The organism is Streptomyces sp. NPDC031365 (assembly GCF_055569765.1).
Genome location: NZ_JBVIIM010000023.1, coordinates 61,130 through 86,110, shown reverse-complemented (window position 1 = coordinate 86,110; position 24,981 = coordinate 61,130). Strand labels below are relative to the sequence as shown.

Sequence of the window (24,981 nt, the reverse complement as noted above, 5' to 3'; positions counted from 1 at the left end):
TGCTCGCGCCCCCGTGACCGGGCCGGTTTGTGCGACCACCCCCCTGCGGTGGCAGCATGGGCAGTGTGACGTCACCCGCACCCCTGGAGATCGAACGCACCGAGTCGGCGGAGGAGGCCTTCGCCGTACCCGAGCCCGACGTTCCGTGGGTCACCATCGTCCACAACGACCCGGTGAACCTCATGAGCTATGTGACGTACGTCTTCCAGTCGTACTTCGGCTACTCCAAGGACAAGGCCACCAAGCTCATGATGGACGTCCACCACAAGGGCCGGGCGGTCGTCTCCAGTGGCACGCGCGAGGAAATGGAACGCGACGTCCAGGCCATGCACGGCTACGGACTGTGGGCCACCCTCCAGCACGACCGGAAGTGACCGAGCCGGACATGACCCGACCCCGCCCGCAGGACCGGAAGTAGCGATCGCCTCCATGCCAGGAACCTTCGAACCGCTCCCCGGCGGCGGCGCGGCCGTCGCCCTCGACGACGTCGAGATCTCCATCATCCGGTCCCTGGCCGTGCAGATGATGGAGCTCATCGGCCCCGGGCCCGACGAGGACGCCTCCGGCGACCCGCTCGCCGAACTCTTCGCCGAGGGCCCGAGCGAACCGCCCTCCGACCCGGTGCTGCGCCGCCTCTTCCCCGACGCCTACAGCGACCCCGAGGGCACGCCGCAGGCCAAGGAGGCCGAGGAGCAGCGGGCGTACTCCTCGGAGTTCCGCCGCTACACCGAGAACGACCTGCGGGCCGGCAAGCGCGACAACGCCCTCGTGGTGATCCGCTCCCTGGACGCGCTCACCTCGGCGGGCGGGGGCGGCGGCGTGCTCAAGCTGTCGCCGGACGAGTCCCGCCAGTGGCTCGGCGCCCTGAACGACCTGCGCCTGGCGATCGGCTCCCGCCTGGAGATCAGGGACGAGGACGACAGCGACCTCCTCTTCCACCTTCCCGACGAGGACCCGCGCAAGCCGATGGTGATGGCGTACCTGTGGCTCGGCGGACTCCAGGAGACCCTCGTTTCGACGCTCATGCCGTAAATGTGCCCCATACATCCATAAAGATCCCCTGACTTGTTCGCTCAGAGGAACCTCAAGTCCGGATAACGATCGTGTCACCGCCCCTGCGGGTTTACCCCGTAAGAGCGGTTTCCTGTGATCTGCGTCACTCATGGCGCGGTAAACGGCGTGGTAAGAATCGGCAACTCGCTTGCGGCCCACCCCAAGCTGTGAGCAAGGAAGCCGGCCACCGCCGGCGTGTACAACCAGCACGACAAGAGGACGACGGCCCCGGTTCACGGGCCGCCGCCCCGCCGCCGTCGCCGAACGGGACGTGGGCCCCCGCCCACATCACCACCCGCTCCGCTGCGCACGCCAGCACGTCCCCGCGCCATCTGAGGAAGTTCGATGTCACTCGACTCCATCACCCAAAACATCGACGACGCCGTAAGTGATTTCTTCGACCCTGTCGCGACCACCGTCGGCGACATCGTCTTCTACACCGTCCCGGTCGGCGACGCCGAGCTTCCGCTCATCGTCGCCTGGCTCGTGATCGCCGGGCTGGTCTTCACCGGCTGGTTCGGCCTGGTCCAGGCGCGCAAAATCAAACTCGCCCTCGACGTCGTACGCGGCAAGTACGACGAGGAGGGCGCACCCGGCGAGGTCAACCACTTCCAGGCACTGACCGCCGCCGTCTCCGGCACCGTCGGCCTCGGCAACATCGCCGGTGTGGCCGTCGCCGTCTCCATCGGCGGCCCGGGCGCCACCTTCTGGATGATCCTGTGCGGCCTGCTCGGCATGGCCACCAAGTTCGTCGAGGTCACCCTCGGTGTGAAGTACCGCGAGGAGCACGCCGACGGCACCGTCTCCGGCGGCCCGATGCACTATCTGCCCAAGGGCCTGGCCGAACGCTTCGGCAGCGGTGGCGCCAAGCTCGGCAAGGTGCTCGCCGTCCTGGCCTCCGTCATGATCCTCTTCTTCGGTCTGTTCGGCGGCAACCTGTTCCAGACCAACCAGAGCTACGCGCAGATCTCGTCGACCTTCGGCGGCGAGGACGGCTTCCTGGCCTCCTCCGCGGGTGCCGTGCTCTTCGGCCTGGTCGTCGCCGCCCTGGTCGGTCTCGTCCTGCTGGGCGGCATCCGCTCCATCGCCTCCGTCACCAGCCGGCTGGTCCCCGCCATGGCGATCATGTACGTCGTGGCCTGTCTGATCGTCATCCTGGCGAACGTCACCGCCGTTCCCGACGCGATCGGCAGCATCTTCCAGGGCGCCTTCGAGGCGGACGGCGTCGCGGGCGGCATCATCGGAGCCCTGATCGTCGGCTTCCAGCGCGCCGCCTTCTCCAACGAGGCCGGCATCGGCTCCGCACCCATCGCCCACTCCGCGGTCAAGACCAAGCACCCCGCCAGCGAGGGTCTGGTCGCCCTGCTCGAGCCGTTCATCGACACGGTCGTCGTCTGCACCATGACCGCGCTGACCATCGTCATCGCCAACCCCGCCAGCTGGGGCGAGGCCCGCGAGGGCGAGAGCATCGGCGGCGTCACCATCACCTCCGACGCCTTCGAGACCGTCCTTCCCTGGTTCCCGCACCTGCTGACCGTCGCGGTGCTGCTGTTCGCCTTCTCCACGATCCTGACCTGGGGCTACTACGGCCTCAAGTCCTGGACGTACCTCTTCGGCCGGAGCAGGACCAGCGAGATGACGTTCAAGGTGACCTGGAGCGTGTTCGTGATCGCGGGCTCCCTGCTCTCCCTCGACTCGCTGATCAGTCTCGCCGACTCCGCGCTCTTCCTGCTCGCGGTGTTCAACATCATCGGCCTCTACCTGCTGGCCCCCGTGGTCAAGCGGGAGCTCAACTCCTTCCTGGAGTTCGTCCGCCGCCGCAACAGCGGCGAAGCCGCGGACACCCCGTCCGGGACGGCCGACGCTCCGGCGACCAAGTCGCTCTGAGCCCCCCGGCAGGGCCTCGTCCGTCTCCTCCAGGACGCCGGCCGCGGGGAGTACTCGTGGCACTCCCTGCGGTCGTCCGCTCAAGGCGTCCGGCATACGGGCCGTTCCGTACCACTCCTCGGTACGGAACGGCCCCTCTGCTTATCCTGGGCCCCATGCTGACCATCACCCAGGCCCTCTACGACCAGATCGTGGCCCACGCCCGTAAGGACCACCCCGACGAGGCGTGCGGCGTGGTGGCGGGCCCGGTGGGCTCCGGCCGCCCCGAGCGCTTCATCCCCATGCTGAACGCGGCCCGCTCGCCCACCTTCTACGAGTTCGACTCCCAGGACCTGCTGAAGCTCTACCGGGACATGGACGACCGGGACGAGGAGCCGGTGGTCATCTACCACTCCCACACCGCGACCGAGGCCTACCCCTCCCGCACCGACGTCTCCTACGCGGGCGAGCCCGGCGCCCACTACGTCCTGGTCTCCACCGCCGACACCGACGACGCCGGCGAGTTCCAGTTCCGCTCGTTCCGCATCCGGGAGGGCGAGATCACCGAGGAGGAGGTCAAGGTCGTCGAGGCGTACTGACCCGCCGAACCGGCCCCGATCCCGTGGTGGATCCCGTATCGCGGAAGGAAGGTGTCCGAAGGGTGAGATCACACTCGGGGGGCGGGTTCGGGAATCGATACGATGAGCCCATGGTTCTCCTCGACGTGAGCGAAACAGCGCCGGGCGCACTGCTCGTGGCGCGGCTGCACGTCGACCTGTGCCGGCTGAACAGCGCCATCTGTTGATCCCCGCTGCCGCCGTACGGCCGAGAGCCGCGGCGGGCTCACGCGTGCCGCCGCGCGCCCTTCCCGAACTCCACGACAGACACTTCCGACAGGAGTCCTCAGCCATGGCCATCGAGGTCCGCATCCCGACCATCCTCCGCCAGTACACCGACGGACAGAAGGCGGTGGAAGGCACCGGGAACACCCTCACCGAGCTCTTCGCCGACCTCGAGACCCGGCACGCGGGCATCCAGGCCCGCCTCATCGACGAGGCGAACGGCGAGCAGCTGCGCCGCTTCGTGAACGTCTACCTCAACGACGAGGACGTCCGCTTCCTCGACGGCATCAACACCAAGCTGACCGACGGCGACAGCATCACGATCCTGCCGGCCGTCGCCGGCGGTATGGCCTGATCGGCGATGCGCTACGACTCCCCGCTGGCCGCGGTGGGCAACACCCCGTTGGTGCGCCTGCCGCGGCTCTCGCCGTCCGCCGATGTCCGCATCTGGGCGAAGCTGGAGGACCGCAACCCCACCGGCTCCATCAAGGACCGCCCCGCCCTGTTCATGATCGAGCAGGCGGAGAAGGACGGCCGCCTCACGCCCGGCTGCACGATCCTCGAGCCGACCAGCGGCAACACCGGCATCTCACTCGCCATGGCCGCCAAGCTCAAGGGCTACCGCATGGTCTGCGTGATGCCCGAGAACACCTCGCAGGAACGCCGTGACCTGCTCGGCATGTGGGGCGCGGAGATCATCTCCTCTCCGGCCGCGGGCGGCTCCAACACCGCCGTACGCGTCGCCAAGGAACTCTCCGCCGAGCACCCGGACTGGGTGATGCTCTACCAGTACGGCAACCCGGACAACGCCGGCGCCCACTACGCCACCACCGGCCCCGAGATCCTCGCCGACCTGCCTTCCATCACCCACTTCGTGGCCGGCCTCGGCACCACCGGCACCCTGATGGGCGTCGGCCGCTACCTGCGCGAGAACAAGCCCGACGTCAGGATCGTCGCCGCCGAACCGCGCTACGACGACCTCGTCTACGGCCTGCGCAACCTCGACGAGGGCTTCGTCCCCGAGCTCTACGAGGCCTCCGTGCTGACCACCCGCTTCTCCGTCGGCTCCGCCGAAGCGGTCACCCGCACCCGCGAACTCCTCCAGCAGGAGGGCATCTTCGCCGGCGTCTCCACCGGTGCCGCCCTGCACGCGGCGATCGGCGTCGCCAACAAGGCACTCAAGGCGGGAGAGTCCGCCGACGTGGTCTTCGTCGTCGCCGACGGAGGCTGGAAGTACCTGTCGACCGGCGTCTACACGGCCGCGACGACCGAAGAGGCCATCGACGCGGTCCAGGGCCAGCTCTGGGCATAGCGCCGCACGCACGACCAGGGGCCGGAGAACGACGTCTCCGGCCCCTCACGTGTTCCCGGGGCCACCACCACCGCGCCGCCGGGACCGCCGCCGTCTCGTGGGCCGGTGCCCCCGCCCCCACCCGTCGACGAGCGCCGTGACGAACGCGAGCAGTACCACCGCGGCGAGTGCGAGCCACCAAGCCGTGTCCATGCCCAGACCGTACCGGCGCGAGCCACCACCGCGCGCCCCTCCCGCCCCCGGCATGCGCCGCATCCAGCCGAACCGGTGACAGCACAGGTGAGTTCGCACACAACGGCCCCTGGCGGAGGAGCGACCACTGGTTTCGCGCCTTACGCTCGACGAACCGCACGACCCCCGTCTCTCCCCACCCGCAGCGGAGGTTTCTGCTTCATGAAGCTCACCGTCGTCGGCTGCTCGGGGTCGTTTCCGTCCGCGGAATCGGCCTGCTCGAGCTACCTCGTCGAGGCCGACGGCTTCCGGCTGCTCCTCGACATGGGCAACGGCGCCCTGGGCGAGCTGCAGCGCCACTGCGGTCTCTACGACCTCGACGCGATCTTCCTCAGCCATCTGCACGCCGACCACTGCATCGACATGTGCGCCTACTTCGTGGCGCGCTACTACCGGCACGACGGCGGCCGCTGCGCCCCCCTGCCGGTCTACGGCCCCGAGGGCACCGAGCACCGGCTGACCACCGCCTACGCCGACACCCCCTCGGCCTCCTCCATGAGCGAGGTCTTCGACTTCCGCACGGTCAAGCCGTCCGCCTTCGAGATCGGCCCGTTCCTCGTGCACACCGAGCGCGTCGCGCACCCGGTCGAGGCGTACGGGATCCGCATCGAACACGGCGGGAGGACGCTGACGTACTCCGGCGACACGGGCGTCAGCCCCGCGCTCGACGACCTCGCCCGCGACGCCGACCTCTTCCTGTGCGAGGCCGCCTTCACGCACGGCAAGGAGAACATCCCCGACCTGCACCTCAACGGCCGCGAGGCGGGTGAGACGGCGGCCCGCGCGGGCGCCCGCCGCCTGATCCTCACCCACATCCCCCCGTGGACCGACCCGCAGATCAACCTCACCGACGCCCGCGCCGTGTACGACGGTCCGGTGGGGCTGGCGGCAACCGGGACGACGTACGAGATCTGAGCACGCCGGCGGCACGCGCGAAGGCCCCGGAACCGAAGGAGTCGGTTCCGGGGCCTTCGCACTGTCCGGGGACGGCTCACGCCTTCGTGGTGTCCTCGATCTCCTCCTCGGGCTCACGGCCCGGAGTCGGCAGGTTGAACTTGGTGATGGCGAAGCGGAAGACGACGTAGTAGATCGCCGCGAACACCAGACCGATCGGGATGATCAGCCATGGCTTGGTCGCCAGGTTCCAGTTGAGCCCGTAGTCGATGGCGCCCGCCGAGAAGGTGAAGCCCGCGTGCACCCCGAGCATCCAGGTGATCGCCATGGACAGGGCGGTGAGCACCGCGTGGATCACGTACAGCGCCGGGGCGATGAACATGAACGCGAACTCGATCGGCTCGGTCACACCGGTCACGAAGGAGGTCAGCGCCAGGGAGACCATCATGCCCATCACGGCCTTGCGGCGCTCGGGACGGGCCGCGTGCGCGATGGCGATGGCGGCGGCCGGGAGACCGAACATCATGATCGGGAAGAAGCCCGACATGAACAGACCGGCGTCCGGGTCACCGGCGAAGAACCGGTTCAGGTCACCGTGGACGACCTCGCCCGCGGCGTTGGTGAAGTCACCGATCTGGAACCAGGAGACGGTGTTCACGAACTGGTGCATGCCGATCGGGATCAGCGCACGGTTGATCAGACCGAACAGGCCCGCACCGACGGCACCGAGACCGGTGATCCACTCACCGGCGTCGGAGATGACCCCACCGATCGGCTCCCAGACGAGACCGAAGAAGACACCCATGAGGGTGCCGACGAAGGCCATGATGATCGGGACGAGCCGGCGGCCGTTGAAGAAGCCCAGCCAGTCGACCAGCTGCTTGCGGTGATAGCGCTGCCACAGCACCGCGGCCAGCAGACCCATCAGGATGCCGCCGAGAACTCCGGGGTTGTTGTAGGTCGCGGCTATGTCCTCGCCGGCCTGCACCTTCGCCTCGGTGACCGGGAAGGCCTTCAGGACGTTGCTGTAGACCAGGAAGCCGACGAGCGCGGCGAGTGCGGTGGAGCCGTCGGACTTCTTGGCGAAGCCGATGGCCACACCGATGCAGAACAGCAGCGGCAGGTTGTCGAAGATCGCGCCACCGGCGGTGGCGAAGACGGCGGCGACCTTCTCCCAGCCGAACCCGTCCGCGCCGAACACGTCCCGCTGGCCGAGCCGGAGCAGGATGCCCGCCGCCGGCAGGACGGCGATCGGGAGCTGAAGGCTGCGGCCGACCTTCTGCAGGCCCTGGAACAGGCCGGATCCCCGCTTCTTCGCGGGAGCCGCCGAGGCGGTCTCGGTGCTCATACTTCCTCCATCGTGGTGGTCTACACCACTAGTGGTGTAGACCTTTTGTAGCACGATGAAGGGCGCGTAAGGAACCCGCGAATCCAGCGACCGCGGGGCTACGCACCGTGCCTGCCCCGAACCGCGAAGCGGAACCCTCCCCGGGCGCACCGAAAAGCCCCCGGACCGCACGGTCCGAGGGCCTCAACAGCCGCCTGAAGCCTGATGAGTTCCGCGAGATCACGCCTTCGTCGTGTCCTCCACCTCCTCCTCCGGCTCCCGCCCCGGAGTCTTCAGATCGAACCGCGTGATCGCGAAGCGGAAGATCACGTAGTACAGCACCGCGAAGCACAGCCCGATCGGAATGATCGCCCACGGCCGCGTCGCCAGATTCCAGTTGATGACGTAGTCGATCAGCCCCGCCGAGAAGCTGAACCCGTCATGCACCCCCAGCCCCCACGTCACCGCCATCGACACACCCGTCAGCACCGCGTGCACCACGTACAGCAACGGCGCGATGAACAGGAACGAGTACTCGATCGGCTCCGTGATGCCGGTGACGAACGACGTCAGCGCCACCGACAGCATCAGACCGCCGACCTCCTTGCGCCGGCCCGGCCTCGCGCAGTGCGTGATCGCCAGCGCCGCCGCCGGAAGCGCGAACATCATGATCGGGAAGAACCCGGACAGGAACTGACCCGCGTCGGGATCACCCGCCAGGAACATGTTGATGTCACCGTGCACCACCGTCCCGTCCGGCTTCGTGTACGAGCCGAACTGGAACCAGATGGGCACGTTCAGGAACTGGTGCAGCCCCACCACCAGCAACGCCCGGTTCGCGATCCCGAACACCCCCGCACCCCACGCGCCCAGGCCCGTCATCCAGTCGCTGAAACTCTCCAGCGCGTCACCGATCGGCGGCCACACCCACAGGCACAGCGCCGCGAACACGATCGCCGCGAACGCCATGATGATCGGGACGAGACGCCGCCCGTTGAAGAAGCCCAGCCAGTCCACCAGCTTCGTACGGTGGAACCGCTGCCAGAAGTACGCCGCCATCAACCCGATCACGATGCCGCCGAAGACACCGGGGTTCTGGTACGTGAACGAGGTCACCGTCCCCGACCCGTCGGTCACCTGACACCCGACCTGCGGCACCGCCCTGGACCCCTGCGGACAGTCCTCCGGAAACTGGCGCAGCACATTGAAATAGACGAGGAACCCCGCCACCGCCGCCAGCGCCGTCGAACCGTCCGCCTTCTTCGCCATCCCGATGGCCACACCCACACAGAACAGCAGCGGCAGCCCCAGCGAACCGTCCAGCAGCGCGCCACCCGCGCCCGCCATCACCTTCGAGACGTTCGTCCAGCCCAGGCCGTCGTCCCCGAACACATCCGGCTGCCCCAGCCGGTTGAGGATGCCCGCCGCCGGCAGCACCGCGATCGGCAGCTGCAGACTCCGCCCCATCTTCTGCAGACCCTGGAACAACCGGTTCCACCGCTCCCGCGCGGGACTCACCGTAGGCTCGGCACTGGCAGGACTGTCGGCACTCATCCGGCCCCCTTTGCTGAAGCGCGGTCACGACGGGCACGACGGGGTTTGGCGGCAGTCCACCCGGTGGTGTAGACCAGTAAGCGGGACGGTTCCGCTGTCGTGACGCCATCATTCGGTACCCACGACACGACCGCTCGCAAAGCTGGGCCAACTGTGGGTTACTGCGACAAAAGCGGTTCGGATCAGGGAGAACGAAGATGGCCACCAAGGCTGAGAAGATCGTCGCCGGACTCGGCGGCATCGACAACATCGACGAGATCGAAGGCTGCATCACCCGCCTCCGCACCGAAGTCGTGGACCCCGCCAAGGTCGACGAAGCCGCCCTCAAGGCCGCCGGAGCCCACGGCGTCGTCAAGATGGGCAGCGCCATCCAGGTCGTCATCGGCACCGACGCCGACCCCCTCGCCGCCGAAATCGAAGACATGATGTAAACCACCGCGAAAGCCGTGCGCACACCACACCTTCGGGGCCCCTGCCCACCGTGGCGGGGGCCCCTCCCGCACGTACGGCTAGGCTCGGCGCCATGTCTCGAATCGACGGCCGCACCCCCGAACAACTCCGCCCGGTCACCATCGAACGCGGCTGGAGCAAGCACGCCGAAGGCTCTGTCCTCGTCTCCTTCGGCGACACCAAAGTCCTCTGCACCGCCTCCTTCACCGAAGGCGTCCCCCGCTGGCGCAAAGGCAGCGGCGAGGGCTGGGTCACCGCCGAATACTCGATGCTGCCCCGCGCCACCAACACCCGCGGCGACCGCGAATCCGTCCGCGGCCGCATCGGCGGCCGCACCCACGAGATCAGCCGCCTCATCGGCCGCTCCCTGCGCGCCGTCATCGACTACAAGGCCCTCGGCGAGAACACCGTCGTCCTCGACTGCGACGTCCTCCAAGCCGACGGCGGCACCCGCACCGCCGCCATCACCGGCTCCTACGTCGCCCTCGCCGACGCCATCACCTGGGCCCAGGGCAGGAAACTCATCAAGCCCGGCCGACAACCCCTCACCGGCACCGTCAGCGCCGTCTCCGTGGGCATCGTCGCCGGCATCCCCCTCCTCGACCTCCGCTACGAGGAGGACGTCAAGGCCGACACCGACATGAACGTCGTCTGCACCGGCGACGGCCGCTTCGTCGAAGTCCAGGGCACCGCCGAAGCCGAACCCTTCGCACGCGACGAACTCAACGCCCTCCTCGACCTCGCCGTCACCGGCTGCACCGAACTCGCCACCGCACAACGTGCCGCGCTTGATACCGTCCTCGAAAGGTAAAAGACGCGCCAAGACACGTGACCGACGCGGAGCAACCGCGCCGGTCACCCACGCGTCTGAACGAGTACGGGCGCACGGCTCAACACCGGGCGCCCGGCCGACGAACCGGGCCGTCCGGCCCGACGAGGGAGGGACCATTCCATGGCCGCGAGCCGCCGACGCCGCACCACAGCCGTCGCCGCCACCCTGGCGGCCGTCGCGCTGACCGCCGGACTCACCACCGGCTGCGCCGCCGTCGACAAGGCACTGGACTGCGTCCAGACCGCCGACGCCATCGCCGACAGCGTCACCGACATGCAGCAGGCCGTCGACAACGCCGGCAATGACGTCACCCAGCTCGAAGAGTCCCTCGACGCGATAGACAAGAACCTCACCGAGATCGGCGACAAGACCGACAACGCCGACGTCTCCAAGGCCGTCGACGACCTCGAGAAGGCCGTTGGGAACGTCCGCACCTCCGTCGAGAACGGCGACGCCACCCCCGACATCAGCCCCATCACCGACGCCGCCGGCGAACTCACCAAGGTCTGCACCCCGTAGCGAACGAGCGCCCCATGGGCCCAGACATACTGGGCCCATGACCCGCCTGATCCTCGCCACCCGCAACGCCGGGAAGATCACCGAACTGCGCTCGATCCTCGCCGACGCGGGCCTGCCCCACGACCTCGTCGGCGCCGACGCCTACCCCGACATCCCCGACGTCAAGGAAACCGGCGTCACCTTCGCCGAGAACGCCCTCCTCAAGGCGCACGCCCTCGCCCGGGCCACCGGCCTCCCCGCCGTCGCCGACGACTCCGGCCTCTGCGTGGACGTCCTGAACGGCGCACCCGGCATCTTCTCAGCCCGCTGGGCAGGCACCCACGGCAACGACCAGGCCAACCTGGACCTCCTCCTGGCCCAGCTGTCGGACATCGACGACGCCCACCGGGGCGCCCACTTCGCCTGCGCGGCAGCCCTCGCACTGCCGGACGGCACGGAGCGGGTCGTCGAGGGCCACCTGAAGGGCACCCTCCGCCACACCCCGGCCGGCACCGGCGGCTTCGGCTACGACCCGATCCTCCAGCCGGACGGCGAGACCCGTACGTGCGCGGAACTGTCCCCGGCCGAGAAGAACGCCATCAGCCACCGGGGCAAGGCCTTCCGGGCACTGGTCCCGGTGGTACGGGAGCTGCTGGGCTGAGCCCGCACGACAACGACCTGCGAATCATCCTTCGATTCGCAGGTCGTCTTCCGTGCGGCGGAAGGGATTCGAACCCTCAAGCCCGATCAAGGGCCACAGATCCTAAGTCTGCTGCGTCGCCGGTTGCGCCACCGCCGCTGGCGCCTGCCATCGTACCGGGAGATGGGTGTCGCCCGGTGGGTCCCCCGTGTCAGGTGCCGGACGGCGCGTGACGGCCGGGACCGGACCTCCGCGGATCCGGTACGGGCGCCGTGTGAAGGGGCGTCAGATGCCCAGGTCCTTGATGATTTTGGCGACGTGGCCCGTCGCGCGGACGTTGTAGAAGGCGTGTTCCACCTTGCCCTGTTCGTCGACGACGATCGTGGAGCGGATGACGCCCATGTACGTCTTGCCGTAGTTCTTCTTCTCGCCGAAGGCCGCGTAGGTGTCGAGGACCTTCTTGTCCTGGTCGGCGAGGAGGGTGATCTTCAACGACTCCTTCTCGCGGAACTTCGCCAGCTTCTCCGGTTTGTCCGGCGAGATGCCGATGACGTCGTAGCCGGCGCCGGCCAGCAGCTCCAGGTTGTCGGTGAAGTCGCAGGCCTGCTTCGTGCAGCCGGGGGTGAGGGCGGCCGGGTAGAAGTAGACGATGACCTTGCGGCCCTTGTGGTCGGCCAGGGACACCTCGTTGCCGTCGGCGTCGGGCAGGGTGAAGGCGGGGGCCTCGTCCCCGGGCTGGAGGCGTTCGCTCATCGGTCTGGTCTCCTCGTACGTACGCGCTGCGTGGATCGGGTGCCGGGATCGAGGGTAACCGGGGGTCCTGACCGTGCGTGGCGGTGTGGAACTGACAGACTGTCCGGCACAGGTATCAGTGGATTTCGGAGGCGACACGGTGGCGGACACGGCGGACACCAGAACCCCGGCTCAGATCGAGGCGGACATCGAGCGCCGCCGTGCGGTGCTGGCCGAGACCCTGGACGAGATCGGTGTGCGGGTCCACCCGCAGACGATCATGGGGGACGCGAAGGCCAGGGTCGTGTCCCATGTGGACCACACGCTGGGGCGGGCGTATGTGCGCGTCAACGGTGTGGTGAGTGAGGTGAAGGGCCAGTTCGTGGACGCGGAGGGTTCGCCGCGGCTGGAGCGGGTCGTGCCGGTGGCGGTGCTGGTGGTGGGGGTCGTGGGGCTGCTGGCCCTGGGGACCCGTCGGCGTAGGCGTTGACCCCTCCCGCGTACGTTCGGGGCGAAGGCAGGTAGGTTTCAGGACGTGAGCGCCAAGAGACACGAGCACGGTTCCCCAGACGACAAGCTGCCCATCCGGATGCTGCACGACCGCGTACTGGTGCGGCAGGACACGAGTGAGGGAGAGCGGCGTTCGGGGGGCGGCATCCTGATTCCCGCGACGGCGGCGGTGGGCCGTCGGCTGGCCTGGGCCGCGGTGGTCGCGGTGGGGCAGAACGTGCGGACGGTGGAGCCGGGTGACCGGGTGCTGTTCGATCCGGAGGACCGGGCGGAGGTCGAGGTGCGCGGGACCGCGTATGTGCTGATGCGGGAGCGGGATCTGCACGCCGTGGCCGCGGACCGTTTCGAGGGTTCTGAGGATTCGACCGGCCTGTACCTGTAGTTCTAAGGGTGGATGGGGCTGGTGACCATGGTCACCAGCCCCATCCGTCGTCTTCGGCTACGGTGGAGGGACCCCTGTGGGCCCCGACGAGACGCGCCGTACCGGGGTGAAGGCAAAGACGACGCACCCCCGTTTCCGTTCGTGTCCCGGAGGTGCCTGTCATGGCGTGGGTTCTGTTGGTGGTCGCCGGTCTGCTGGAGGTCGGCTGGGCGGTCGGTATGAAGTACACCGAGGGTTTCACGCGGCTGGTGCCCAGCCTCCTCACCGGTGCTGGGATCGTCGCGAGCATGGTGCTGCTGTCGTATGCGGCTCGTACGCTGCCGATCGGTACGGCGTACGGCGTGTGGGTGGGGATCGGTGCGGCCGGGGCGGCGGTGGTGGGGATGGTGGTGCTGGGTGAGCCGGTGACCGCCGCCCGGATCTTCTTCATCAGCCTGTTGCTGGTCGCCGTGGTGGGTCTGAAGGCGACCTCGGGGCACTGACGGCGGCCCCGGGTCGCCGAAGGGGACGGAGGGCGTTCACCAGACCCGGCGGGCGTTCTGGTTGATCGTGCCGGTGAGGCTGCCGGGGCGGGTGTCGTCGTCCCCGTTGGAGTCGCCGTCCCCGCTGCCGTCGCCCGTTTCGGTGCCGCCGTCGCTCGTGCCGTCGTCGTCGCCGCCGGTGGTGCCGCCCGTGGTGTCACCGGTGGTGCCGCCTTCGTCCTGGCCGTCCGTCAGCCCGTCCCCGGTCGGTTCCCCGGTGTCGTCCGGGGTGCGGCTGCCGGTGCCCTCGTCGTCCGGTGTGCCGCGGTCGCGGCCGGTGGGGTCGCCGGAGGAGGACGGGTCGGTGCTGGAGTCGGCGGGCGGCGGCTGGCTCTCCCAGGCGCCGGGCTGGAGGCGGAGGTTGAAGGCCTGGACGGGGTCTCCGTCGAGGGCGTCGCGGGTGTACTGGCCCCAGATCTCGGCGGGCGCGCCGCCGCCGTTCACGCGGGGCAGGCCCATGGCGCCGTAAAGGGATTTGTGGCCGGCGGTGACCGGGTCCTGGCCCATGACAGCGACGACGGTGGCGAGATCGGGGGTGTAGCCGGCGAACCAGGCGGCGGTGTCCTCCTCGGCGGTGCCGGTCTTGCCGGCGGCGGGGCGGCCGACGGTCTGGGCGGCGGTGGCGGTGCCGTTCTCGACGACGCCGCGCAGGACGGCGGTGGTGGTGTCGGCGGCCTGGCGGCTGACGGCCTGGCGGGTGCGGCGTTCGGGCAGGTCGATGGTGTTCGTGCCGTGGGTGATCTTTTCGACCATGGTGTAGGCGCCGTGTTTGCCGTGGTTGGCGAGGGTGGCGTAGGCCTCGGCCATGTCGAGGACGCTGGCGGTGGCGACGCCGAGGGCGATGGAGGGTCCGGCGTCGTCGAGGCTGGGGGTGTTCTTGGACAGGCCGAGGTCGATGGCGGTGCGTCGGACCTTGTCGGGGCCGACGTCGACGGCCATCTGCGCGTACACGGCGTTGACGGACTTGTCGGTGGCCTCGCGCACGGTGATGTCGCCGTAGTCGCGGTGGTCCTCGTTCTCGGGGGCGTAGCGGTCGCCGGGCCAGCCCTGGACGGGGCGTTCGCTGGTGCCGTCGTAGCGGGTGTTGGGGGTGATGCGGCGGCCGTCCTGGGTGCGGGCCTTGTTCTCGATGGCGGAGGCGAGGACGAAGGGTTTGAAGGCGGAGCCGGTCTGGAAGTCCCGGCGGGTGGCGTTGGGGGTGTACTGCTTGACGTAGTCGATGCCGTTGTACAGGGCGACGACCTTGCCGGTCTTGGGGTCGACGGAGGCGCCGCCGGCGCGGACGTAGGTGTCGACCTCGCGGTTCTTCTGGTCGAGCCGGTCCATCAGGTTGTCGTTGACGGCGTCGACGAAGGCGTCCTGCTTGTCCTTGTGCAGGGTGGTGGTGATGCGGTAGCCGCCGCCGTCGAGGGAGGTTTCGTCGACGATGTCGTTCTCCGTGAGGTACTTCTTGACGATGTTGACGATGTAGCCGCGCTGGCCGGACATGCCGGTGGAGTGGGTGGTCTCCTTGGGGGTCGGGAAGGTCATGCCGGCGCGTTCGCCCGCGCCGAGCCAGCCTTCGTCGACCATGCCGTCCAGGACGTAGTTCCAGCGGTCCTCGACCGTCTGCCGGTTCTCCGGGTGGGTGATGACGTCGTACTGGCTGGGGGCGTTGAGGAGCGAGGCGAGGTAGGCGGCGCGGCCCGCGTCGAGTTCGGAGGCGTCCATGTCGTAGTAGGCGTGGGCGGCGGCCTGGATGCCGTAGGCGCCTCGGCCGAAGAAGCTGGTGTTGAGGTAGCCCTCGAGGATCTCGTCCTTGCTCTGCTCGCGGTCGAGCTTGATGCTGATGAAGAACTCCTTCACCTTGCGGGTGACCGTCTGTTCCTGGCGGAGGTAGTAGTTCTTCACGTACTGCTGGGTGATCGTGGAGCCGGACTGTTTGCCCTTGCCGGTGGCGGTGTTCCAGGCGGCGCGGACCATGGCCTGGGGGTCGACGGCGGACTCGGTGTAGAAGTCGCGGTCCTCGGCGGCCAGGATGGCGTGCTGGGCGTCCTCGGAGATCTGGGGGAGGGTGACGTTCTCCCGGTTGACCTCGCCGTCGCGGGCGATGACGGAGCCGTCGGCGTACAGGTAGACGTTGGCCTGCTGGGTGGCGAGGGCGTTGGCGGCGGGGATCTGTACGAGGTGGTAGCCGAGGAAGAGGCCGCCGACGACGAGGAGGCCGGTGACGAGGGCGGCACCGAGCAGCGTGCGCCAGGTGGGGACCAGCCGGCGCCATCCGGTGCGTCGGGGTCTGCCTCCCGCCTTGCCTCCCGCGCTGCCCTCGGGGGCGGCGGCCGCCTGGGGCCTTCTCGGTGCCCAGCCCTTCTCGGGCTGCTGCGGCTGCGGCTGCGGCTGCGGCTCGTCGCTCATGTCGTGCACGGACTCCTGTTTCGCCTCGTTCATACCCGTTCGCCGGGTGCGTGCCTCTTATTCAAGACTGTCCCATCCGGTGACGGATTCCGCGGTGGCGGCGCGCGTCGCGCACACTTGCGGCTTCTCACACGCATGGCCCTGCCCGAGGGCTTCCGCGCGCCGTCCCCGGGGAGGGAAAACCCGTGGCAGCGGGCCCCGGGGGCGCACTAGGCTCCTGCGCTTCGGTGCCGGGTGCGGGAGGAGGGGGCGGGCGTGGGCTCGTGGCGCTTGTACCCGGCGGTCGCGATGGGGTGTTTCCGGCGGTACGCGACGTACCGGGCGGCCACCGCGGCCGGGGTGTTCACCAACACCGTCTTCGGGCTGATCCTGGTCTACACGTATCTGGCGCTGTGGGAGGCCCGGCCCGGTCTGGGCGGGTACGACCAGGCGCAGGCGGTCACGTATGTGTGGCTGGGGCAGGCGCTGTTCGCGATGCTGGCGGTCCAGGGCGGCGGGTTCGAGGTCGAGCTGATGGAACGCATCCGTACGGGTGACATCGCGGTCGATCTGTACCGGCCGGTCGATCTCCAGCTGTGGTGGCTGGCGAACGACGTGGGGCGGGCGGTGTTCCAGTTGCTGGGGCGGGGCGTGGTCCCCTTCCTCTTCGGTGCGTTGTTCTTCCCGACAGCGTTGCCGGGGGAGTGGGCGGTGTGGGGGGCGTTCCTGGTGTCGCTCCTGCTGGCGCTGCTCGTCAGCTTCGCGATCCGCTATCTGTTCGCGTTGAGTGCGTTCTGGCTGCTGGACGGCCAGGGCGTCGCGCAGGCCTTGATGGTCACGGGGGTCTTCTGCTCGGGGATGACCCTGCCGCTGAACGCGTTTCCGGGGGCGCTGGGTGAGGTCGTCCGGGTGCTGCCGTGGGCGGCGCAGCTCCAGGTGCCGGCGGACGTGCTGATGGGGGAGACGGCTCCGCTGGGGGCGTACGTCTTCCAGGCGGCGTGGGCGGTGGCGTTGCTGGCGGTGGGCCGGCTGGTGCAGTCGGCGGCGACGCGGCGGGTGGTGGTGCAGGGTGGCTGAGGTGCGGGTACCGGTGCCGGTGCGGGGGCGCTCCGGGCGCTCCCGGGTGGCGGAGGGGCTGCGGGCCTACTGGCTGATCGCCGGCATGTGGATCCGGTCGACCCTGGCCTACCGTGCCTCGTTCGCCCTCACGGTGTGCGGCAACCTGCTGCTGACGGGGCTGGACTTCGTGGCGATCCTTCTGATGTTCTCGCAGGTCGACGCGCTCGGTGGGTGGACGCTGCCCGAGGTGGCGCTGCTGTACGGCTTGTCCGTGACGGCGTTCGGGGCCGCCCAGCTGGCGTTCGGGTCGGTGGCGTCCCTGGGGGGCCGGGTGCGGGACGGCTCGTTCGACACGCTGCTGGTGCGGCCGGTGCCGGTGCTCGCCCAGGTCGCCGCGGACCGCTTCGCGCTGCGTCGGCTGGGCCGGGGTGTGCAGGGGGCGGTGGTGCTGGGCTGGGCGCTGGTGACGGTGGACGTCGACTGGAGCGTGGTGAAGGTGCTGCTGGTGCCGGTGACACTGGTCTGCGGGGCGGTGATCTTCGGGGCGCTGTTCGTGGCGGGCGGGGCCTTCCAGTTCCTGGCGCAGGACGCCGCCGAGGTGCAGAACGCGTTCACGTACGGCGGCACCACGCTGCTGCAGTACCCGCCGTCGGTGTTCGGCCGGGATCTGGTGCGCGGGGTGACGTTCGTGCTGCCGCTCGCCTTCGTCAACTGGGTGCCGGCGTCCTATCTGCTGGGGCGTCCGTACCCGCTGGGGCTGCCGGACGGGGCGGCGTTCGCGTCGCCGCTGGTGGCGGTGGTGTGCGGGGTGCTGGCCGGGGTGGCGTGGCGGACGGGCCTGAGGTCGTATCGGAGCACGGGGAGTTAGGGCGGTCATGGCGGACGCGTTCATCGAGCTGGACCGGGTCGAGAAGGTCTTCGAGGTGCGCAGGAAGACCGGTTTCCTCAAGCGTGAGCGGCGGCGGGTGCGGGCCGTTGACTCGTTGTCCTTCACGGTGGGGCGCGGGGAGATGGTCGGCTACATCGGGCCGAACGGCGCGGGCAAGTCGACCACGGTCAAGATGCTCACCGGGATCCTCACGCCCAGCGGCGGCCGGCTGCGGGTGGCGGGGATCGACCCGTCCCGGGAGCGGACGCGGCTGGCGCACCGTATGGGGGTGGTGTTCGGGCAGCGGACGACGCTGTGGTGGGACCTCCCCCTCATCGATTCGTACCGGCTGATGCACCGCATGTACCGCATCCCGGACGCGCGGTACCGCGAGAACCTCGACCGGCTGGTCGAACACCTCGATCTCGGGGAGCTGTTGGACGTGCCGGTGCGTCAGCTCTCGCTCGGGCAGCGGATGCGCGGGGACATCGCCGCGGCCCTGCTGCACGACCCGGAGGTGCTGTACCTCGACGAGCCGACGATCGGTCTGGACGTGATCTCCAAGACCAGGGTGCGGGACTTCCTGCGGCAGCTGAACGCCGAGCGTGCCACGACGGTGCTGCTGACGACGCACGACCTCCAGGACATCGAGCAGTTGTGCTCGCGGGTGATGGTCATCGACCACGGCCGGCTGGTGTACGACGGTGCGCTCGCCGGGCTGCACGAGGTGGGGGAGAGCGAGCGGACGCTGGTGGTGGACCTGGAGCGGGAGCTTCCGCCGATCGAGGCACCGGCGCCCGCGCGGGTGGTACGGGTGGAGGGGCCGCGGCAGTGGGTGGCGTTCCCGGCGTCGGACTCGGCGGCGGCGCTGGTGGCGCGGATCGCGGCGGAGTATCCGCTGGTCGACCTTTCGGTGCGCGAGCCCGACATCGAGGCGGTGATCGCGAAGATGTACGCCGAGCGTGCGGGGCGGACCGTCCCGCAGCCGCCCTCGCGGCCCTCGTAGCCCTCGTAGCCGTGTGACGGAGACAACTCGTAGGCTGCTGGGTATGACCGACGACGCTGCCGTACCGGACCTCCGCGCCTCCGACGCCGACCGTGAACGGGTCGCCGAGATCCTGCGGGACGCCCTCGCGGAGGGCCGCCTCGACATGGAGGAGTTCGGGGAGCGGCTGGACGCGACGTACCGGGCGCGTACGTACGGGGAACTGGCGCCGATCACCCGTGATCTGCCGGGCCATGGCACGACGGCCGTCCCCGCCGTCTCCCTGACGAAGGATCCGGAGCGGGGCGGCGACTGGGCGGACCGGATCGTCGGCGACGGGGACGCGGGGACGTCGACGTGGGCCGTCGCCGTGATGTCGGGCTTTCAGCGCAAGGGCCGCTGGACGGCACCGCGCCGCTTCACCTGCTTCGCCTTCTGGGGTGGCGGGGAGATCGATCTGCGCGAGGCGTACTTCGCGGACCGCGAGGTCGTGATCAACGCGGTCGCGATCATGGGCGGGGTGGATGTCATCGTCCCGCCCGGCGTCGAGGTCGTCGTGCGCGGCATCGGCATCATGGGCGGCTTCGACCACCGTGAGGAGGGCGTACCGGGTGAGCCCGGCGCGCCCAGGGTGATCGTCACGGGTGTGGCCTTCTGGGGCGGTGTCGGTGTCCAGCGCAAGCTTCCCCGCGCGGAGAAGCAGCGTCTGCGCGAGGAGCGCCGGCGCGAGAGGCTGGAACGCAAGGAGGAACGCCGCCGGGAGCTGGACCCCTCCGTCCATGACCACCTGAACATCCACGGCCGCCGGGAAGAACGCTGACCGTCCCCTGATCAGCCCCTCCGGCGTTTGAGGAGCGGGGGTCCGGGGGCAGAGCCCCGGGAACGGGACGGGAAGGGGCGGCCGGGGCGACGAACACACCCCCCCCGACCCCACCCTTCCCCGGGGGGAGCCCTCACAGCTCCGCCGCCGCGCCCCCGTTCAGCGCGTCCAGATCGAACTCCGCCGCCATCCGTGCGTACCCCTTGTCACTGGGGTGCAGATGGTCTCCGGAGTCGTAGTCCGCCCGGAACCGCCGGGGATCGTACGCATCCCGCAACGCGGCATCGAAGTCGACCACCGCGTCGAAGACACCCCCGGCCCGGATCTCCGCGTTGATCCGCTGCCGGACCGCCTCACGTCCGTCGGTGTACCCCCGATGGCCCCGGAACGGCATCAGCGTCGCCCCGACCACCTTCAGCCCGCGCGAGTGCGCCCGCTCGACCAGCGTGTCCAGCCCGGTCACGATCCGGTCCGGATCGGCCGTGCCGGGCGTCCGCAGGATGTCGTTGATGCCGAGCACGACGACGACGGCCCTGACGTTCGTCCGCCCCAGCACGTCCCGCTCGAAGCGGTGCAGCCCGCTGGGGTTCTCGGCCGGCCGTCCGAGCCCGTCGGCGAGCACCTGATTCCCGCTGATCCCCTCGTTGACGACGCTGTAGCGCGGTACGTTCCGGCCGGAGACGACCGCCGACCGCAGCCGGTCGGACAGCACGTCGGGCCAGCGGTTGTTCGCCCCGGTGGTGGAGGTGATCCCGTCGGTCAGCGAGTCGCCGAGGACGACGACCGTCCCGTCCGACTCGTTGCTCAGTACGTCCAGTGCGGTCACGTACCGCCAGACCGCACTGCGCCCGGTGTACGCCGTCCCGGTCGCGTCCCGGGTGTGCTCGCCCTCGGCGACGTACGAGATCTGGCGCGCGTGCGGGTGGTAGGTCACCGGCCCGGACTCGGCGGGGGAGTAGGTGGTGATCAGCATGTCCCCGTCGTGCGGTACGACGATGCGCACGATGTCGCTCATCACCTGTCCGCCGGCCGGGATGACGACCGACGGGTTTCCGGTGAACGTCAGCGGCCGCATGGTGTCCGCGAGCGCCGCCGCCGTGTCCGGGTTCGCGGAGACGGCGATCGTGGCGTGGCTGATGGTCAGCGCCGACTGCCCGTAGAGGTTGGACAGCGTGACGCGGGCACCGCTGCCGCCGGCGCTGGTGTGTACGACGTTGCGCACGGAGCGGCCCGCGAGCCCCGTCAGCTCGGTGCCGGGCTCGCCGCCGACCGGGGAGGTCGCCCAGGAGGCGACCCAGGTGCCGGTGGAGGCGGGTGCGGCCGGGTTGTTCTGGGCGCCGCGGCCGCCGGCGACGGTGGTGCGGTGTGCGGTGCCGTCGTCGGCGGTCGCGCCGACGTAGATGGCGGCGGAGACCGCCATGATCGCGGCGATCACCGCGGCGAGCAGGGCACGCTGCTTGGCGGGCGGCGTCCCCGCGCCCTCGTCACGACCCCGGGTCATGCTGTTCTGTTCTCCTCGGGAGACGGGAGCCCGATGCTCCGATCTGATGAACCCATGATGAGCCATGGGCCGGGAAAGCTGTGGGGAGGGACCGCTTGGGTGATTCCCCTGGACGATCCCCCTCCGGACAGACGCCGGGAACTCTTGTTCCGTTCCAGGAGTCGGTCAGGTGGGGACAAATGTGTGAGGGATCACCGAACGGGTGGAGCGGATGGAACGGACTGAACGGGCGCGGACGTCGGGGCCGGCGGAACCGGCACGGGCCGCGGGCACGGCAGGGCCGGCGGGACCGGCCGGATCCGCGGACCGGGACGCCGAAGGCCAGCATGCCCGCACCGGCGCGTTCACGAACCGTGCGATGAACACGTTCAGCCCCGCGGACGAGGAGAAGCGGCGCGGAGTGCGCCGGATGAAGCTGACCGCCACCGGCCTGCTGCTGTTCGTCGCCGTGGTCTACGTCCTCGCCAAATGGGCCTCCCACCAGGGCGCCGGCCCCTGGGCGGGGTATGTCGCCGCCGCGGCCGAGGCCGGCATGGTCGGCGCCCTCGCCGACTGGTTCGCCGTCACCGCCCTCTTCCGCCATCCGCTCGGCCTGCGCATCCCGCACACCGCGATCATCCCCACCAAGAAGGACCAGCTCGGCGTCTCCCTCGGTGAGTTCGTCGGCGAGAACTTCCTCTCCCAGGACGTCGTACGGCAGCGGCTGCGTGCCGTCGGCATCGGCAGCCGGCTCGGCGCCTGGCTCGCCGTGCCCGAGCACGCCGACCGGGTCACCGCCGAGCTGTCCGCGGCGCTGCGCGGCGCGCTGACCGTGCTGCGCGACTCCGACGTCCAGGCGGTGGTCGGCGAGGCCATCACCCGCCGCGCCGACGCCCAGGAGATCGCGCCCGGCATGGGCAAGATGCTGGAGCGGATCGTCACCGACGGCGGCCACAGACGGGCCGTCGACGTGGTCGTCACCCGCGCGCACGACTGGCTGGTGCTGCACGGCGACACGGTGATGGATGCCGTCCACGGCGGTGCCCCCGGCTGGACGCCGAAATTCGTGGACCGCAAGGTCGGCGAGCGTGTCTACAAGGAACTGCTGCGCTTCGTCACCGAGATGCGCGACATGCCCGCCCACCCCGCGCGCGGCGCCCTGGACCGCTTCCTCACCGACTTCGCCTCCGACCTGCAGTCCGACACCGACACCCGGGCCCGTGTCGAACGGCTCAAGAGCGAGATCCTCGGCCGCGGCGAGGTGCAGGACCTGATCGCCTCGGCCTGGACCGCCGTACGATCCATGATCGTCTCCGCGGCGGAGGACGAGCGCAGCGAACTGCGGCTGCGGGTCCGCGCCTCACTGCTCTCCCTCGGCGCCCGGATGGCGGAGGACCCCAAGATCCAGGGCAAGGTCGACGGCTGGCTGGAGGGCGCGGCGGTGTACGTGGTCACCACGTACCGCAAGGAGATCACCTCCCTGATCACGGACACGGTGGCGGGCTGGGACGCCGAGCACACCACGAAGAAGATCGAGGCCAACATCGGCCGCGATCTGCAGTTCATCCGCATCAACGGCACGGTGGTCGGCTCGCTGGCCGGCCTGGTGATCTACACGGTGTCGCGGGCGCTGGGGGCGTAACAGCGCGTTCGGGGGCGTCCGGGGGAGTTCTCGGGGGCGCCTGACCGACATCTACGGTGCCGCAGGACCGTCGTCGGTGAAGCCGGCGGGGAGCTGACGGGGCCGCGGCAACGTGCGAGGTCCCTTGTCGGACATCCGACGGCGACATCAGGACACAGGTCCTTGAAAGTACAACTACCCCCTTGTCGAGGGTTGTCACGTGAGTGACACTCGCTGCGGCTGCCGGGCGTCTCAGTGGACCGGACCGGACCGGCCGGCACGTCGAAGTCGTACCGCCTCATGCGTCCCCACGTCCTCAACCAGGAGGTATCGATGAAAACAAGCCACCGGGGAGCCGGATTACTCCTCGGCCTGTTCTCGGCTCTGAGCCTGCCGCTCATCGGCGCGTCCCCGGCGTCCGCCTCGGCGTCGACCTGGACCCTGGAAGCCGAGGGGCAGCAGATATGCGTCCAGGGCGGGTGGTCCTACACCTACGCCTTGGCCCCGGTGTCCGGAAGCTGGTCCACGCCCGTCAAGACCGGCATCCGCAACCTGCCGCCCGGCTCCTCCAGTCTGGGCGGGGACACCATCCCTCCGGGGACGAACGAGCGTGACCCCGTCGACGGCGCCCTGACCGTCAACGGCTTCGTCTTCATGTCCCTGGGGGCGGCGCCGATCGGCGAGTACACCGCCGAGATCTACGCCACCGACGGCAAGCGGACCCAGACCGACTCGATCAAGCTCGTCTACAAGGAGAGGTGCTGGTAGGTCGTCCCACGGAGCGACCTACCAGCCCTGGCGCCCGGCCGCCCGGCCGCCCGGCCGCCCGGCCGCCCGGCCACCCGGCCCGACGGCCGGCCCGGGCGCCGTGGTGTGACGGGAGTCCGCCCTGCGGACGGAGTCCGGCTCGTGGCTGAGTCCCGAGGTGCTTCCGGAATCCCGCTCACGGCCGTGATCCCGAGGTGCTCCCGGAGTCCCGCTCACGGCCGTGATCCCGACGTGCTCCCGGAGTCCCGCCGCACGACCACCCCGTCGCGCGCCCTCCGCCGCCGTCATCAGGGCTTCCCTGCGCCGGCCGCGTGCGCCCGGCCCCCCTGTGCCTCATCCCCGCCGGTCGGCCACCGCCCACGACGTCAGCGCGATGGCCCCCGCCACCCCGAATACGGCCGGCCAGGCCCCGACCTTCTTCGCCAGCGGATGCGACCCGGCGAAGGCGGCGACATACGCGGCCGACAGCGCTCCCGCGGCCGCTCCACCGGCCCGCTCCCGCCACTGCCGCGCGGCCGTGGCCCCGGCGACGGCGAGAACGACCCCGCCCAGCTCCCGCCTCCGCGTCCAGCGGGCCACGCCGTACCCGCCGACGAGCCCGCTCGCGGCCACCACCGAACTGGGAACCTTCGCCATGCCTGTCTGCCTCCTGCCGCCACGCCCGGGAAGGGCGGATCCACCGGCCTTCGAGGCTAACTCGCGCGCGTGGATACCGGCGGACACGGCCCCCCGCGACCCCGGGCGGGGCCGCAGTTGAGTCGCAGCTTGTCAAGTTTCCTCTCGCGAGCTATATAAGAAGACGTAGTTCAGGGCATCGCACAGATGACACCGAAGAGAGGAGTGGACTGTGATGCTCATGCGTACCGACCCCTTCCGCGAGTTCGACCGACTCGCGCAGCAGGTCCTCGGTTCCACCGCCCGTCCCTCGGCCATGCCGATGGACGCCTACCGGTCGGGGGACGACTTCATCGTCCACTTCGACCTCCCCGGCATCGACCCGGAGAGCATCGAACTGGACGTCGAACGCAACGTCCTCAACGTGCGCGCCGAGCGCCGCTCACCGGCCCCCGAGGACGCCGAGCCGTTGGTCGCCGAACGTCCCACCGGTACCTTCACCCGTCAGCTCTTCCTCGGCGAGACGCTGGACACGGAACGCATCGACGCGTCCTACGACGCCGGCGTTCTGACCCTGCGCATCCCGGTGGCCGAGCAGGCGAAGCCGCGCCGCATTCAGATCACCGGCGGCGACAGCCGCAGGCAGATCAGCAGCTGACCGCGGTACCCCCCACCGGGGGGGGGGGGGGGGGGGGGGGGTGGCTGGGGGGGGGGGGGGGGGGACGCCGCGCCTGCTCGCCGTGTGGGG

At 69.9% G+C, this 24,981-nt stretch carries 29 protein-coding genes, 1 tRNA gene and 1 riboswitch; of the genes, 22 read left to right on the top strand and 8 right to left on the bottom strand.

Annotated elements, in window-relative coordinates:
* The first annotated feature begins 56 nt into the window (after window positions 1-56).
* The 7 genes from clpS to ACZ5C2_RS28320 all read left to right on the top strand — a co-directional run bounded on the left by clpS (window position 57) and on the right by ACZ5C2_RS28320 (window position 5,073).
* The gene (clpS, locus tag ACZ5C2_RS28350) at window positions 57-374 is read left to right on the top strand and encodes an ATP-dependent Clp protease adapter ClpS (protein ID WP_468797165.1); all 318 of its coding nucleotides are present in this window, start codon (window positions 57-59) and stop codon (window positions 372-374) included.
* A 55-nt stretch (window positions 375-429) separates the two neighbouring features.
* Window positions 430-1,032, top strand: coding sequence for a DUF2017 domain-containing protein (locus ACZ5C2_RS28345; RefSeq protein WP_468797162.1), 603 nt, complete (start codon window positions 430-432; stop codon window positions 1,030-1,032).
* Window positions 1,033-1,398: 366 nt separating this feature from the next.
* Window positions 1,399-2,940, top strand: coding sequence for an alanine/glycine:cation symporter family protein (locus ACZ5C2_RS28340; RefSeq protein ID WP_468797159.1), 1,542 nt, complete (start codon window positions 1,399-1,401; stop codon window positions 2,938-2,940).
* A gap of 155 nt (window positions 2,941-3,095) precedes the next feature.
* A complete protein-coding gene (locus ACZ5C2_RS28335; RefSeq protein WP_468797156.1) occupies window positions 3,096-3,518 on the top strand; it encodes a M67 family metallopeptidase in 423 nt (140 codons plus the stop codon).
* A gap of 110 nt (window positions 3,519-3,628) precedes the next feature.
* Entirely contained in the window at window positions 3,629-3,724 is a 96-nt protein-coding gene (locus ACZ5C2_RS28330; protein WP_312847494.1) for a putative leader peptide, read from the top strand.
* Window positions 3,725-3,828: 104 nt separating this feature from the next.
* Window positions 3,829-4,116 (top strand): MoaD/ThiS family protein, encoded by a 288-nt coding sequence (locus ACZ5C2_RS28325; RefSeq protein ID WP_468797152.1) that lies wholly within the window; start codon window positions 3,829-3,831, stop codon window positions 4,114-4,116.
* A 6-nt stretch (window positions 4,117-4,122) separates the two neighbouring features.
* The gene (locus tag ACZ5C2_RS28320) at window positions 4,123-5,073 is read left to right on the top strand and encodes a PLP-dependent cysteine synthase family protein (protein WP_468797149.1); all 951 of its coding nucleotides are present in this window, start codon (window positions 4,123-4,125) and stop codon (window positions 5,071-5,073) included.
* A gap of 45 nt (window positions 5,074-5,118) precedes the next feature.
* Here ACZ5C2_RS28320 and ACZ5C2_RS28315 read toward each other — a convergent pair whose 3' ends face one another.
* Window positions 5,119-5,265 (bottom strand): hypothetical protein, encoded by a 147-nt coding sequence (locus ACZ5C2_RS28315; RefSeq protein WP_468797146.1) that lies wholly within the window; start codon window positions 5,263-5,265, stop codon window positions 5,119-5,121.
* A 201-nt stretch (window positions 5,266-5,466) separates the two neighbouring features.
* Between ACZ5C2_RS28315 and ACZ5C2_RS28310 the strand changes: the two genes are divergently transcribed.
* Window positions 5,467-6,219, top strand: a complete 753-nt coding sequence (locus ACZ5C2_RS28310) for an MBL fold metallo-hydrolase (protein WP_468797143.1) — start codon at window positions 5,467-5,469, stop codon at window positions 6,217-6,219.
* A gap of 76 nt (window positions 6,220-6,295) precedes the next feature.
* Here ACZ5C2_RS28310 and ACZ5C2_RS28305 read toward each other — a convergent pair whose 3' ends face one another.
* Both ACZ5C2_RS28305 and ACZ5C2_RS28300 read right to left on the bottom strand, forming a co-directional pair.
* Complete coding sequence (locus ACZ5C2_RS28305) at window positions 6,296-7,546, bottom strand: PTS transporter subunit EIIC (protein WP_468797140.1); 1,251 nt, start codon at window positions 7,544-7,546, stop codon at window positions 6,296-6,298.
* Window positions 7,547-7,765: 219 nt separating this feature from the next.
* Window positions 7,766-9,079, bottom strand: a complete 1,314-nt coding sequence (locus ACZ5C2_RS28300) for a PTS transporter subunit EIIC (protein ID WP_468797137.1) — start codon at window positions 9,077-9,079, stop codon at window positions 7,766-7,768.
* A gap of 197 nt (window positions 9,080-9,276) precedes the next feature.
* On the opposite strand from ACZ5C2_RS28300, the gene ACZ5C2_RS28295 reads away from it, so the two are divergent.
* The 4 genes from ACZ5C2_RS28295 to rdgB all read left to right on the top strand — a co-directional run bounded on the left by ACZ5C2_RS28295 (window position 9,277) and on the right by rdgB (window position 11,520).
* Complete coding sequence (locus tag ACZ5C2_RS28295; RefSeq protein WP_103540962.1) at window positions 9,277-9,510, top strand: PTS sugar transporter subunit IIB; 234 nt, start codon at window positions 9,277-9,279, stop codon at window positions 9,508-9,510.
* Window positions 9,511-9,602: 92 nt separating this feature from the next.
* Window positions 9,603-10,340 carry a ribonuclease PH gene (gene rph, locus ACZ5C2_RS28290; RefSeq protein ID WP_468797133.1) on the top strand — a complete coding sequence of 246 codons (738 nt, stop codon included), beginning with the start codon at window positions 9,603-9,605 and terminating at the stop codon, window positions 10,338-10,340.
* A gap of 141 nt (window positions 10,341-10,481) precedes the next feature.
* A complete protein-coding gene (locus tag ACZ5C2_RS28285; RefSeq protein WP_468797130.1) occupies window positions 10,482-10,880 on the top strand; it encodes a tropomyosin in 399 nt (132 codons plus the stop codon).
* 37 nt (window positions 10,881-10,917) lie between these two features.
* On the top strand, window positions 10,918-11,520 hold the full coding sequence (gene rdgB, locus ACZ5C2_RS28280) for an RdgB/HAM1 family non-canonical purine NTP pyrophosphatase (protein WP_468797127.1): 603 nt from the start codon (window positions 10,918-10,920) through the stop codon (window positions 11,518-11,520).
* A gap of 53 nt (window positions 11,521-11,573) precedes the next feature.
* Here rdgB and ACZ5C2_RS28275 read toward each other — a convergent pair.
* Together ACZ5C2_RS28275 and bcp are read right to left on the bottom strand one after the other, a co-directional pair.
* Window positions 11,574-11,658: transfer RNA gene (locus tag ACZ5C2_RS28275), tRNA-Leu, on the bottom strand.
* 126 nt (window positions 11,659-11,784) lie between these two features.
* Window positions 11,785-12,252 carry a thioredoxin-dependent thiol peroxidase gene (bcp, locus tag ACZ5C2_RS28270; protein ID WP_468797124.1) on the bottom strand — a complete coding sequence of 156 codons (468 nt, stop codon included), beginning with the start codon at window positions 12,250-12,252 and terminating at the stop codon, window positions 11,785-11,787.
* 139 nt (window positions 12,253-12,391) lie between these two features.
* Between bcp and ACZ5C2_RS28265 the strand changes: the two genes are divergently transcribed.
* The 3 genes from ACZ5C2_RS28265 (at window position 12,392) to ACZ5C2_RS28255 (ending at window position 13,605) form a co-directional block, all read left to right on the top strand.
* Window positions 12,392-12,721 carry a DUF3618 domain-containing protein gene (locus ACZ5C2_RS28265; RefSeq protein ID WP_468797121.1) on the top strand — a complete coding sequence of 110 codons (330 nt, stop codon included), beginning with the start codon at window positions 12,392-12,394 and terminating at the stop codon, window positions 12,719-12,721.
* Between the two features lie 99 nt (window positions 12,722-12,820).
* The gene (locus ACZ5C2_RS28260) at window positions 12,821-13,123 is read left to right on the top strand and encodes a GroES family chaperonin (RefSeq protein ID WP_399980417.1); all 303 of its coding nucleotides are present in this window, start codon (window positions 12,821-12,823) and stop codon (window positions 13,121-13,123) included.
* A gap of 66 nt (window positions 13,124-13,189) precedes the next feature.
* Window positions 13,190-13,251, top strand: a riboswitch (guanidine-III (ykkC-III) riboswitch).
* 33 nt (window positions 13,252-13,284) lie between these two features.
* Window positions 13,285-13,605 (top strand): DMT family transporter, encoded by a 321-nt coding sequence (locus ACZ5C2_RS28255; protein ID WP_103540969.1) that lies wholly within the window; start codon window positions 13,285-13,287, stop codon window positions 13,603-13,605.
* Window positions 13,606-13,641: 36 nt separating this feature from the next.
* Here ACZ5C2_RS28255 and ACZ5C2_RS28250 read toward each other — a convergent pair whose 3' ends face one another.
* A complete protein-coding gene (locus ACZ5C2_RS28250; protein ID WP_468797510.1) occupies window positions 13,642-16,038 on the bottom strand; it encodes a transglycosylase domain-containing protein in 2,397 nt (798 codons plus the stop codon).
* A 288-nt stretch (window positions 16,039-16,326) separates the two neighbouring features.
* On the opposite strand from ACZ5C2_RS28250, the gene ACZ5C2_RS28245 reads away from it, so the two are divergent.
* The 4 genes from ACZ5C2_RS28245 (at window position 16,327) to ACZ5C2_RS28230 (ending at window position 19,749) form a co-directional block, all read left to right on the top strand.
* On the top strand, window positions 16,327-17,094 hold the full coding sequence (locus tag ACZ5C2_RS28245) for an ABC transporter permease (protein ID WP_468797508.1): 768 nt from the start codon (window positions 16,327-16,329) through the stop codon (window positions 17,092-17,094).
* Window positions 17,095-17,179: 85 nt separating this feature from the next.
* On the top strand, window positions 17,180-17,944 hold the full coding sequence (locus ACZ5C2_RS28240; RefSeq protein WP_468797505.1) for an ABC transporter permease: 765 nt from the start codon (window positions 17,180-17,182) through the stop codon (window positions 17,942-17,944).
* A 7-nt stretch (window positions 17,945-17,951) separates the two neighbouring features.
* On the top strand, window positions 17,952-18,950 hold the full coding sequence (locus ACZ5C2_RS28235) for an ABC transporter ATP-binding protein (RefSeq protein ID WP_468797117.1): 999 nt from the start codon (window positions 17,952-17,954) through the stop codon (window positions 18,948-18,950).
* A gap of 43 nt (window positions 18,951-18,993) precedes the next feature.
* Window positions 18,994-19,749 (top strand): DUF1707 SHOCT-like domain-containing protein, encoded by a 756-nt coding sequence (locus tag ACZ5C2_RS28230; RefSeq protein ID WP_468797114.1) that lies wholly within the window; start codon window positions 18,994-18,996, stop codon window positions 19,747-19,749.
* Window positions 19,750-19,882: 133 nt separating this feature from the next.
* On the opposite strand, the gene ACZ5C2_RS28225 is transcribed toward ACZ5C2_RS28230, so the two are convergent.
* Window positions 19,883-21,250 carry an SGNH/GDSL hydrolase family protein gene (locus tag ACZ5C2_RS28225; RefSeq protein WP_468797111.1) on the bottom strand — a complete coding sequence of 456 codons (1,368 nt, stop codon included), beginning with the start codon at window positions 21,248-21,250 and terminating at the stop codon, window positions 19,883-19,885.
* A 202-nt stretch (window positions 21,251-21,452) separates the two neighbouring features.
* On the opposite strand from ACZ5C2_RS28225, the gene ACZ5C2_RS28220 reads away from it, so the two are divergent.
* Both ACZ5C2_RS28220 and ACZ5C2_RS28215 read left to right on the top strand, forming a co-directional pair.
* Window positions 21,453-22,871 (top strand): DUF445 domain-containing protein, encoded by a 1,419-nt coding sequence (locus tag ACZ5C2_RS28220; RefSeq protein ID WP_468797108.1) that lies wholly within the window; start codon window positions 21,453-21,455, stop codon window positions 22,869-22,871.
* Window positions 22,872-23,183: 312 nt separating this feature from the next.
* Window positions 23,184-23,618, top strand: a complete 435-nt coding sequence (locus ACZ5C2_RS28215; protein WP_468797105.1) for a DUF5980 family protein — start codon at window positions 23,184-23,186, stop codon at window positions 23,616-23,618.
* Between the two features lie 333 nt (window positions 23,619-23,951).
* Here the strand turns inward: ACZ5C2_RS28215 and ACZ5C2_RS28210 are convergent, their stop codons facing one another.
* Window positions 23,952-24,254: a hypothetical protein gene (locus ACZ5C2_RS28210; protein WP_468797102.1), complete on the bottom strand. Its 303-nt coding sequence runs from the start codon at window positions 24,252-24,254 to the stop codon at window positions 23,952-23,954.
* A 214-nt stretch (window positions 24,255-24,468) separates the two neighbouring features.
* Between ACZ5C2_RS28210 and ACZ5C2_RS28205 the strand changes: the two genes are divergently transcribed.
* The gene (locus tag ACZ5C2_RS28205) at window positions 24,469-24,891 is read left to right on the top strand and encodes an Hsp20/alpha crystallin family protein (protein WP_468797099.1); all 423 of its coding nucleotides are present in this window, start codon (window positions 24,469-24,471) and stop codon (window positions 24,889-24,891) included.
* Window positions 24,892-24,981 lie beyond the last annotated feature (90 nt).